Annotated in this window: 10 protein-coding genes; 5 read left to right on the forward strand and 5 right to left on the reverse strand. The window is 63.7% G+C overall.

Going from position 1 to position 11,151, the window contains the following annotated elements; all coding sequences use genetic code 11:
• Positions 1–713: 713 nt before the first annotated feature.
• The 5 genes from MUO23_03060 to MUO23_03080 all read right to left on the reverse strand — a co-directional run bounded on the left by MUO23_03060 (position 714) and on the right by MUO23_03080 (position 5,511).
• The gene (locus MUO23_03060; protein ID MCJ7511934.1) at positions 714–1,010 is read right to left on the reverse strand and encodes a GIY-YIG nuclease family protein; all 297 of its coding nucleotides are present in this window, start codon (positions 1,008–1,010) and stop codon (positions 714–716) included.
• Between the two features lie 148 nt (positions 1,011–1,158).
• A complete protein-coding gene (locus MUO23_03065; protein ID MCJ7511935.1) occupies positions 1,159–3,522 on the reverse strand; it encodes an arylsulfatase in 2,364 nt (787 codons plus the stop codon).
• Positions 3,523–3,661: 139 nt separating this feature from the next.
• Entirely contained in the window at positions 3,662–3,988 is a 327-nt protein-coding gene (locus tag MUO23_03070; protein MCJ7511936.1) for a GIY-YIG nuclease family protein, read from the reverse strand.
• Between the two features lie 515 nt (positions 3,989–4,503).
• Positions 4,504–5,136 (reverse strand): TMEM198/TM7SF3 family protein, encoded by a 633-nt coding sequence (locus MUO23_03075; protein ID MCJ7511937.1) that lies wholly within the window; start codon positions 5,134–5,136, stop codon positions 4,504–4,506.
• Between the two features lie 126 nt (positions 5,137–5,262).
• On the reverse strand, positions 5,263–5,511 hold the full coding sequence (locus tag MUO23_03080) for a squalene/phytoene synthase family protein (GenBank protein ID MCJ7511938.1): 249 nt from the start codon (positions 5,509–5,511) through the stop codon (positions 5,263–5,265).
• Positions 5,512–6,656: 1,145 nt separating this feature from the next.
• Here MUO23_03080 and MUO23_03085 point away from each other — a divergent pair.
• The 5 genes from MUO23_03085 to MUO23_03105 are packed head-to-tail and all read left to right on the forward strand — an operon-like array spanning position 6,657 to position 11,142.
• Positions 6,657–7,712, forward strand: coding sequence for a 4Fe-4S dicluster domain-containing protein (locus MUO23_03085; GenBank protein ID MCJ7511939.1), 1,056 nt, complete (start codon positions 6,657–6,659; stop codon positions 7,710–7,712).
• Positions 7,709–8,560, forward strand: a complete 852-nt coding sequence (locus MUO23_03090; GenBank protein MCJ7511940.1) for an FAD/NAD(P)-binding protein — start codon at positions 7,709–7,711, stop codon at positions 8,558–8,560. The genes MUO23_03085 and MUO23_03090 overlap by 4 nt, the downstream gene beginning before the upstream one ends.
• A complete protein-coding gene (locus MUO23_03095; GenBank protein MCJ7511941.1) occupies positions 8,560–9,321 on the forward strand; it encodes a hypothetical protein in 762 nt (253 codons plus the stop codon). The genes MUO23_03090 and MUO23_03095 overlap by 1 nt, the downstream gene beginning before the upstream one ends.
• Positions 9,314–10,606 (forward strand): Ni/Fe hydrogenase subunit alpha, encoded by a 1,293-nt coding sequence (locus tag MUO23_03100; protein MCJ7511942.1) that lies wholly within the window; start codon positions 9,314–9,316, stop codon positions 10,604–10,606. Before MUO23_03095 ends, MUO23_03100 begins: the two co-directional genes overlap by 8 nt.
• 20 nt (positions 10,607–10,626) lie before the next feature.
• Positions 10,627–11,142 carry a hydrogenase maturation protease gene (locus tag MUO23_03105; GenBank protein MCJ7511943.1) on the forward strand — a complete coding sequence of 172 codons (516 nt, stop codon included), beginning with the start codon at positions 10,627–10,629 and terminating at the stop codon, positions 11,140–11,142.
• Positions 11,143–11,151 lie beyond the last annotated feature (9 nt).

Below are 11,151 nucleotides of genomic sequence, written 5' to 3' on the forward strand. Positions count from 1 at the left end.
ATGATCTTCTTCTCGACCAGGTTCATCAGGTCGGGCATCAGATCGCCCCTGAACTTGTTGCCTTCGAATTCGAAGGCCAAATACGACATCGGTCCAAGATCCATGGATTTGCCTCCTGACAGAGATCCCCTGTTGGGGGTGGGCTGGTGAAGCTAGGGAGCGCCCCAGGATGTACTGGCATTGTACTCCAGTTTCCTTACCCTTAAAGTCCCAATTCGGGCCAGGGCGGGAAATGCCCGAAGGCCGACCCTCACGAGTAGCCCTAGACTCCGTCAAGTTGACCGTCAGTCAAGTCGGATCAAGAGTCAATGGACGAGAACGGACGGTCCGGCAGGTTGTCTAGCGCCCGGTAGACAAGTCGCGCGGGGTATTCGTCCGGAAGAAGCGGATCCTTAGTCGCCCCGCTCGCTCAGGATGACATGCGGTGAGGCGTCACCCTGAGCGAAGCGAAGGGTCCGCTGGTCACGTAGCGAGCGGCTCGTCACGCGAAGCGCGCGGCGTCTCTTCTGGCGGAAACAACAGATCCTTCGCTCGCTATGCTCGCTCAGGATGACATCGCCCCATGTCACCATGAGCGCAGCGAAGGGTCTGCTGATCGCGCGGAGGGTAGCCGAGCTCCGCGAGGGGCCAGAAGCAGATCCTTCGCTCACTGCGCTCGCTCAGGATGACATTGCCGTAATGTGTCACCCTGAGCGCAGCGAAGGGTCTGCTGGTCACGGAGCGTCCTTTTCGGCGCTCAAGTCCTCCCATGTCGGATTGACGGATTCGATAAGCGCGACCTTCCTGGCTCGCAGCCAGCCCTTGAGCTGCTTCTCCCGGGCGATTCCCGCCTGCACATCGTCCGCCTCTTCGAGGTACACGAGGCGGTCAATCCGGTACTTGCTGGTGAAACCGGGGACCAGGAGGTGCTTGTGCTCATGGAGCCGACGCGGCAGGTCGTTCGTCATTCCGACGTACAGGGTTCGCGACCGGTTCGCAACGATGTAGACGAAGTAGGTCCTCGGCTGCACGCCAGCCCCTGTCTGACGGTGGTACGCGGATTTGGACCAGCAGATCCCTCCGCCCCCATGCGGCCTCGGGATGACACTGTCGGGCGTACCCGTCATCCCGAGCGCAACGAGGGATCTGCTGTGCCCTCGTCTAACCGCCCCCGCGCTCCTACTGCCGCATCATGGCGATCTTCATGTCGGCCTCACTGTCCGGGATCAGCTCGCCGGACAGATCCAGTGTGACACGCTTAATGGTGCCGGTGAATCGGAACTCATCGCCATACTCCTCCGCTGCTACGTGATCGCCACCGTCATAGCCGCAGGTCAGGCCTTCCGTCCCGAAAATGACCAGGATCGAGTAGGGCATGTCTATACTGGCGACCAACTTGCGGTTGATGTAGAGCTGGCCACGGGCTGGCACTCCATGCCCCTGGGCAATGTCGGGCTTGCCGGTCGGCTCGAACTCGTAGCGCAGCTCGACTTCACCCTCCGGAACCACCGCATCGGACTTCAGCCAGAACCTGTCGTGGCCAAGCCAGTTGTACAGGAAGTAGAGTTTCTTGTCCTTGACGAAGAAGGAGTAACCGCCGGACCGGCCGCCCTGTGCTAGCAGCACACCCTCTGCGCCACCCTTCGGGATCACGACGTCGGCTGTGATGCTCCAGGGCCGGTTGTACACCTTGGGTGTGGCGGCAAAGGGGACCGACGACCCGCCCGGGTAATAGACGATCTTGTCCCTCGGCCTGGCAATCGTCGGGCGTTCCACGCTGAGGCGGCTACGGACATCGCCGTCGATCGGAAGCACCTGATATTTGCCCGCTTCGGCCCACCAGCGGCCGATCATTTCGATCAGCTTGTCGCGGTGCTCGGCGGCCAGGTTATGGCACTCGGAGTAATCCTCATCCACGTGGTACAACTCCCAGTCGTGTGTCTCGATATCTACGAGTACCTGGTTGGGAATGGGGGAGCCGAACTGGCGGCCCTTCTTGGCGGCCTCGGTGAAGCTCGGTCCCGGCCAGGGGCAGACCGCCCGCCAGCCATCGTGGTAGATGGCGCGGTGGCCGAACATTTCAAAGTACTGGGTGTGGTGATTGCTCGGCGCAGCCGCCTCGTTGAAGGTATGGGCGAGGCTCACCCCGTCGATGGGCGCCTGGGTCACACCGCGGATGCCCTCTGGCGCTTCCACGCCAAGGGCTTCCAAAACCGTCGGGACGAAGTCGATGATGTGCCCGTACTGCGTCCGCATCTCGCCGCGCTCCTTGATGCCCTTGGGCCATGACACGATGCACGGGTCGGTGGTGCCGCCTCGGTAGGTCTCACGCTTCCAGCGGCGGAAGGGCGTGTTGCCGGCATTGGTCCAACCCCAGGCGTAGTGGTTGAGGGTCTCGACGCCGCCCAACTTGTCGATCATCTTGAGGTTATCTTCCAGCGTTTCCTTGGCATTGTTGAAGAAGAACATTTCGTTGAGCGAACCAACCTGTCCGCCCTCGGAGCTGGCGCCGTTGTCGGAGATAACCATGATCAGCGTGTTGTCCAACTCGCCGATCTCTTTCAGGAACTCAAGGATGCGTCCGAAGTGATGGTCGGTGAAGCTCACAAATCCAGCATAGACCTCCATCATGCGGGCAAAGAGTCGCCTGGCGTCGGCCGGCAGTGTGTCCCACACCGGCACATCCGGGTCGTGCGCCGACAGTTCGGTGCCCTTCGGAAGGATCCCTATCTTCAGCTGGCGCTGGTGGACGAGCTCGCGATACTTGTCCCAGCCCATGTCGAACTTGCCCTTGTACTTGTCCGCCCACTCCTTGGGCACGTGGTGCGGGGCGTGGCCGGCGCCTGTCGCGTAGTACAGGAAGAACGGCTTATCCGGTGCGTTGACATGTGCGTCCTGGATGAACTCGATGGCCTTGTCAGCCAGGTCGATGCTCAGATGGTAGCCCTCCTCCGGCGACTTGGGTTGCTCAACCTCGTGGTTGTCGTAGGTCAGCTCCGGATACCATTGGTTGGTCTCACCGCCCATAAAACCATAGTAGCGCTCGAAGCCGCGCCCGAGCGGCCAGCGCTCGTAGGGTCCGGCCGGCGTCATGTGTTCGGGGGGCGTCAGGTGCCACTTCCCAACGCCGAAGGTGTTGTAGCCTTTCTGCAACAGCATCTCGCTGAGCATGCCCTTGTCAAAGGGCAGGATGCCGTTGTAGCCGGGATACCCGGTGGATGTCTCGGTGATCGATGCCAGTCCGATCGAGTGGTGATTGCGCCCGGTCAGGATGCAACCGCGCGACGGCGAGCACAAGGCGGTGGTGTGCATGTTGGTGTAGCGCAGGCCGTTGGCCGCCAGGCTGTCCAGCACGGGCGTCTCGACCAGCCCGCCGAAGCTCGACAACTGACCGTACCCGACATCGTCCAGCACGAAGAAGAGCACGTTGGGCGCGCCTTCCGGGGCGCGCGCCGGTTCCGGCCAGGCGGGCGAGGACTCCTCCGTGGTGCGTCCGATGACGCCGGTGAACGGAGTTCCATCCTTGTAGGTCTTGATGGTCATGGGATTCCTCCTCGGGATCTTTCGTGAGCTGCGGTCAGCGACGGAAAGCGCAGGCCCTTCGCTCGCAAAATGATATCACGCGGTGAGGTGTCCCGCAAGGTGTCACCCTGAGCGAACGGTTTGCTGGTCACGGAGCATCCTATTCGGCGCTCAAGTCCTCCCATGTCGAGTTGACGGATTCGATGAGTGCGACCTTCTTGGCGCGCAGCCAACCCTTGAGTTGCTTCTCCCGGGCGATCGGCGCCTGCACATCACCCGTCTCTTCGAAGTATACGAGCCGGTCAATTCGGTACCTGCTTGTGAAACCAGGGACCAGATTGTGCTTGTGTTCATAGATCCGACGCTCCAGGTCGTTCGTTGCTCCGACGTACAGGGTGCGCGATCGGTTCGAAAGGATGTAGACGAAGTAGGACCTCGCCTTCAAGATCTGGTCCCCCTGACCCTTTTCAGTCTTGACTGACCCCAAGCAGATCCTTCGCTCACTGTGCTCGCTCAGGATGACATGCCATAGAGTGTCACACTGAGCTCAGCGAAGGGTCCGCTTGGTCACGCGGAAGGCGGCGGAGCTCCTCAGGCGGAAGAAGCAGGTCCTTCGCTCGCTCCGCTGGCTCAGGATGACACGCATGAGGTGTCACCCTGAGCGTAGCGAAGGGTCTGCTGGTCGCGCGACTTGTTTCAGCCTCCGGTGGCCCGCTCCTCCGGCACCCCGCTCACCGCTGGCTCCCCCGCCTATCCGCCGGAGGGCGCTGCCGACGGCGCGCTGCGGACGCTCCACAAGGCCGCGGCGGCCGCCACGAGGCTCCCGGCGACGACGGCGACGGCAATGGCCGGCAGGGCTTCGCGCTGGATCAGAATACCGGTGAGAAAAATGGCGAAGCGCGGGGCGCGCATCGTGGCGGCAAGCGCGCCGGAGCCGCAGGCCCGTCTGGCAGGCGATCTGCGGCTCCGGTCGGATGCGAAGCGGCTCGGCAGCCGGGCGACCTACATAAGATCGGCCGGCGGTTTGAAGGCGAAGGTGCGGGTGCTGCGGTACTGGACGACGATCCCGCCGACGGCGGCGACCAGGGCCAACAGCATCATGAACGGGTAAGCACGCAAGGCCTGGGCGACAACATCCAGGTCCACAACGGCTGTCGACATGGCCGGCATGCCGAAAAGTACAATCCCCGCCATGGCCAACGCCCCGATGATGGAAGTGGCGATGATGATCACCCACTTCTGCACGTTGAAGCGCAAGACGACAAACGCCACGCCGACGCCGAGGGCCAGGCCGACGAGGAAGTTGACCAGCCCGAACTGGCTGCCAATCAACGCCATGAATCCGACGCCCGCGGCGTAGCCTGCCGAGAACGAGAACAGAGCGATCGCGATGAAGTAGAACAAGTAGGACAGAACAGCGAAGATCACAGCCACCACCAGGCCGACCACCCAGCTGGTCACGTCCCCGAGGAAGTTGCCATTGGTGATGGCCTGGATCGCCTGTGCGCCGAGAGTAAAGCCGAAAACGAAACCCCAGATTGGCAAGAGAACAAGGAACAGGCGGTAGCCAGCGAAGCACACCGCCGCCGCAAATGCCAGGGCGACTACCGCCCCGCAGAGAAGTGAAAAAGCCATTGCATCCTCCTAGGAATAGGCCATCCCGCGCAGGGTGGCCGGCTGCCAGCCGTTCGCTTCAAGAGTATACAACCCTTCCAATGGTCATGCGTTGCGGAGCCGGGGGCCCCGACGCTCCGATCTTGCCTAACCTCGGCTGCCGAGTCGGGATGAGAGCCAAAGACCGGTCAGCAGCCTGGCCCGCCGAGCAGCCGGCACGTGGGCTCGCCGGGTGAAGACGTCGAAGTCGTTGCGCTCGATCTCGTCCAGGATCCCGCGGTGCAGACCGGCGGCGGCCTGGAGGACGAACCGACCATCAGCGGAGAGCAGCCCGATTCCCGGCCAACTCTCATGGCAGAGCTGGCGGTCAGGTCCCGCCCAACCCCATCGATCCACTGCAATATCAGCCGTGAGGGGATGCTGAAGCGCTGGGTGGCGTCCGCCCAGGCGATGGCGACCCGATCCTGCGAGCCGGAACCATCCCCAGGATGATAGGAGCGCCCCGGGTCGACGGCCGAGTCCGCGTCCCTCGACGGGCGCTCGACCCGATCATCGGTCGTTCGGCAGAAGGAATACAGGGCGCGCCCGGCCTGCGGCTTGCGCGCCGGCAACAGGCGGGAAGCGATTGTGAGGGATCGGGAGTGCGCTGCCGTGACAGCTTCGACGCGAGCAACCGCCCGGCGCATCAGGGCATCGTCCGCCGGCCGCCCTTTGCCCTGAACCGACTCGTCCAGGCCGGACTCCCGGGCTGTGCCCAGGTGTGCGCCAGTGTCATCGCGGTGCGGTCCGACCGGGCCGCCCGGCCGGCGGCCTGCATGGCCAACTTCCAGCAATCTCCGCACACTCCCTCCGATTTGTCGAGGTTGATATGCGCCAAGCCTTGCCGCAAGATCTCGCGCGAAGGGTATGCCTGTGGATCGCCTCGGAGGCGCAAGCCTGGGCGAACAACGGTTGGCGATCATCATCGGCGCCGGGACATGGACGATTGCCGCCGGCAGTCGCTGGGGGTCTTCCTCAATAGGGCCTTTGCCGCTCGAGGACCTGACCTGCTTCTTGCTGACCAACACTCTCTGGGTCTTCGGGATGACCCTATTCATGGCCTCCCAGGGTCTCCCCCGGGCGCGGGCGATCGCCCAACGATTGACGCCCGGCGCCCAGGCGCTGGCCCAGCCGGCAGGCTGGGCAACAGCGCGCCCGAGGCCCCCCCTTGACGCGGATCTCGTGGACCGCCTCCCCACCTGCCCGCCCTTCCCACCCGGATCGGCCACAACCTGCTTTCACGCCCCCGTTCGACCCGCTGAGCCCCGCGCTCATTTGGCCGTTGCCCGATTCTCTTGCCTTGGAAAGGCGCCATCCAGCCTGTCACGACGACCCAGAACTGGCGGCACGGGGTGCTCCTCGGCCTGCAATTTCCGGTGTGACATGTCTCGGTTGAATTGGAGGATAGTTGTTATGTCTGCCCTCCAATGGGGCATCGTACACTGGGGTGACGTCCGACGTCGCTACATAAGTCGTGCGCCAAGAAGGGAGCCGCGCCTGCTATGAGCCTGAGAGTTTTACCAAAGGCCGCCCTGCCCGCCTGGGTTGACCAGCTGTGCGCCGGGCACCGCGTCGCCGGCCCAAAGCCGCTGCACGGTCAGCACATATTCGGCGAGATCCATTCGAGCTCCGAGCTTGAGCTTGGGTATCCGACCACGGTGATCCCCCCGAAGAAGTACCTGTTCCCGCAGGTGGAAGAGCTCTTCAGCTTCAGGAAAGACACCGGCGAAATCACCCCCAAGCTGGATGCGCGCCCGACCGTGGTACTTGGCGTGCATACCTGCGACCTTCACGCCATGCACCTGCTCGACCGGGTGTTTCAAAACGGCTATACCGACCAGCACTATCAGGCCCATCGAGAGAACACGCTCGTCGTCAGCATCGAGTGCCTGGTTCCCTGCATGGAGCACTCGTTCTGCAAGAGCATGGGAACGCTGTCCGCCACCGATGGTTTCGACCTCCACCTGACCGACTTGGGAGAGGAATATGCCGTAGACGTCGACACCGAGCGCGGCGCCCGCCTGCTCGAGGGGTTCGCCCCAGCGCGACCGGCAACTGAGGATGACTACCACCGCGTCAACCGCGTGATGAGCGAGAAGTGGCCGCGCTTCCCTCTGCGGCTGGATTTCGACGTTACGGAACTCCCCAGCCTGCTCTCGGTGAGCTACGACAGCAAGCTGTGGGATGAGTTGGGCGAACGCTGCCTGGCCTGCGCCATGTGCACCAACGTCTGCCCGACCTGCTACTGCTTCAACGTGGCCGACGAGGTGGATCTGACGTTGAACGCCGGCCGGCGGCTGCGCATGTGGGACTCCTGCCAGCTGGACAAGTTCGCCAGCGTCGCCGGAGGGCATGACTTCCGTAAGACCCGCGCCCGGCGCCAGCGCCACCGCTTCTTCCGCAAGGGCAAGTACCAGACCGATGCCTTTGGACTGCTGGGATGCGTCGGCTGCGGCCGCTGCGCCCAGGCCTGCCTGGTCAACATCACGCCCGTCGACACCTTCAACGCCCTCTACCACCGGCAGACCCAGAACACCCAGGCTGAGGTGCGGCCATGACCACGACCCTCAAGCAAGCCCTCGAAGCGCCTTCGATCTACCTCCCGACCCAGGCCAGAATCGTCGACGCCCGCCCGATGGGCAACACCGAGAAAGTGCTGACCATCGAGCTGCCCAAGGGCGTCTCCCTCAACCATCGGCCAGGCCAGTTCGTCGAAGTCTCCGTGCTCGGGGTGGGCGAGGCGCCCATCAGCATTTCCTCCTCGCCCAGCCGCAGCAATGGAACCTTCGAAGTGTGCGTCCGCAAAGCCGGGGATCTGACCTCGGTCCTGCACCAGATGGGCCCCAAGGAGACGCTCGGCATCCGCGGCCCATTCGGCCGAGGGTTCCCGTATGAACGCTTCCGCGGCAAGGACATCCTGTTCGCCCCCGGCGGGCTGGGCCTGGCGCCGCTGCGCTCGCTGATCAACCAGGTGCTGGACGAGCGCGGCAACTTCGGCCGGGTGATCATTCTCTACGGCGCCCGGGACCCGTCGGAGCTGCTGTTCATGGACGAGGTCAGGCAGTGGCAGTCTCGCAGCGATACCGAGGTTCATCTGTCCGTCGATCGCGGCGACGACAGCTGGAAGGGGAACGTCGGCGTGATCACCACGCTCTTCCCGAAGGTCGAGATCTACCCCCGCAACACCGTTGGAATTACGGTCGGCCCGCCAGCAATGTATCGCTTCGTATTGATGGAAATGCTCGGCAAGGGCCTGAGCGAAGGGAATATCTGGATGAGCCTGGAGCGACGAATGAAGTGCGGCGTCGGCAAGTGCGGGCACTGCCAGATCAACCACCTGTACACCTGCCAATCCGGCCCGGCGTTCAGCTATGCCGAAATCAAGCACCTTGAGGAGGCGCTGTGATGGGCGCCAGACCCAAAGTCGCATTCTTCGAGTTCACCAGCTGCGAGGGCTGCCAGCTTACGGTGGTCGATTCGCTGCAGACGCATCCCGAGCTGCTGGACGCGGTGGAGATCGTCCGCTTCCGCGAGGCGATGAGCGAGAAGGGCGACGACTACCTCATTGCATTCGTCGAAGGCTCGATCTCTCGCGCCAGCGATGAGGCCCAACTCAAGCAAATCCGCGAGCGAGCGGCCCTGGTCGTCGCCTTGGGCACCTGCGCCCACCTGGGCGGCATCAACACCATCCGCAACCGCCAGGAGCTGCAGAGCGTTCGCCGCTACGTCTACGGCGACAAGGCGGACTGGTATGAGACCTACCCGGCCCGTCCGCTCAGCGCCGTGGTGCCGATCGATGCCGTGATCCCGGGCTGCCCGATCGACCGCGGCGAGTTCGTGGCCGTGGTCACCGCCCTGCTCCAGGGCCGTAAGCCGTGGCTGCCAGATTACCCGGTGTGTGTCGAGTGCAAGCTGAAGGAGAACGTGTGCGTCTACCAGCGCAAGCAGACCTGCCTCGGCCCGATCACTCGAGCCGGCTGCGATGCCATCTGTCCGACCTACGGAGACGGTTGTGAAGGTTGCCGCGGGCTGATCCCCAACCCCAACCTCAGCTCCATGAAGAACGTATTGGCGGAGCACGGCATGACGGCCGACGAGACGCTGGCCAAGACGACGCTGTTCCTGACGTATCAGATGATGGAGCTGGAGGCGGGTACAGATGGCTAACCCATCCTTTCGCGTTGACGTCCACCACGTCACCCGCGTCGAAGGGCACGGCAACATCGTCGTGGATGTTCAGAACGGCGAACTCAAGCAATGTGATCTCGAAATCGTGGAAACCCCGCGCTTCTTCGAGGCCATGCTCAAGGGAAGGCCCTATGGCGAGGCCTCCCATATCAGCTCGCGCATCTGCGGCATCTGCGCCGTCGGGCATGCGACGGCCTCGCTGCGGGCCACCGAGAAGGCCCTGGGCGTCGAGCCGAGCGAACAGACCGTCTTGCTTCGCAAGTTGAATTTCCACGGCGAGATGCTGGACAGCCACATCCTGCACGCCTACATGCTGGTGGCGCCCGACTGTCTGGGCGTGGGCAGCGTCATCCCGCTCGCCAAGGCCGCGCCGGATGTCGTGATGCGGGCGCTGCGCATGAAAAAGCTATCCGGCGATCTGTGCGCCGCCATCTGCGGACGCCACACGCACCCCATCGCCATGACCGTCGGTGGGTTCACCCATTTCCCGACGACGGCCCAGCTTCAAGAACTGCGCGACCGGCTGGTGGCGATGCGGTCCGATGTCGATGCCACCGTCGAGCTCTTCCAGAAGCTCAAGCTGCCGGCGTTTGAGCGCGAGACCGAGTACATCGCCTTGCACAAGGACGATGAATATTGCTTCATCGACGGCAAACTCGTCAGCACCGACGGCGGGGAATGGCCGATCGAGAAATACCGCCTTGTCACCAATGAGTTCCTGGTGCCGCACTCGACCGCCAAGCGGACCAAGAATCAGCGACAGTCGTACATGGTCGGCGCGCTGGCCCGTTTCAACGTCAACCACGCCCAGCTGCACCCGCGGGCCAAGGAAGCGGCACGCGCCTTGAACCTTGCCCCCAAGGCGGTCAATCCGTACTTGAACACCGTCGCCCAGGTGGTCGAAATCGTCCACTGCGTTGAGGACGCGATTGAGTTGGCCGACCGCCTGATCAAGACCGGACTGACCTGGCGGGCGCCGGTCCAGCCGCCGAAGCTCTCTGGGGAAGGCACAGGGGCCTGCGAAGTGCCGCGCGGCACGCTGTTCCACAACTATGTGATCCAGGATGGCTGGATCTCCGGCGCCAACTGCATCATCCCCACCGGGCAGAACCTGGCCAACATTGAAGCTGACATGCGCTCGCTCGTGCCAACGATCCTAGACAAGGGCCAAAGCGAGATCACCCTGGCGTTGGAAATGCTGGTGCGGGCGTACGATCCGTGCATCTCGTGCTCGACCCACTTACTGGAGGTTCGCTTCGAGTGACGAGCCTTGGGAGTCCTACCGTGACCGCCGCGCCACCCGCCTCGACTCTCGTCCTTGCCCTGGGGAACCCCGATCGCGGGGACGATGGCGTCGGGCAGGCCGTCATCCGAAGCCTGACCGAGGCCGGCGGACTGCCGCCCGAGGTCGAGGTCTTGGATGGTGGCCTCGCCGGCCTGGAGACCTGTCTGCTGCTCCAGGGGCGGCGGCAGGCGTTAATCGTGGATGCCGCCGACATGGGGCTGGCGCCCGGGCAATGGATGAGCCTGGAGGTCGGCCCCGAGCTGCTGGCAGGCGAACTCCGCCCGGGCGTGCTCCACAGCGCGGGTCTGAGGGAGTCCCTGCAGCTGGCGCGCGCCCTCAACGCCCTGCCCGAACGCGTGACGATCTACGGCGTTCAGCCGGAAGGGATCGGCTGGGGGCCAGGCCTCAGCCGCACGGTCGAACAAGCCGTTCCGGCCGTGGGCGCCGCGATTCGAGAGCGGATCCTACACGACAAGGATGGATACTGCGATGGCCAAGATCCTGATCATCGATGACGACCCGGA

Source organism: Anaerolineales bacterium, from assembly GCA_022866145.1.
Classification (GTDB): domain Bacteria; phylum Chloroflexota; class Anaerolineae; order Anaerolineales; family E44-bin32; genus PFL42.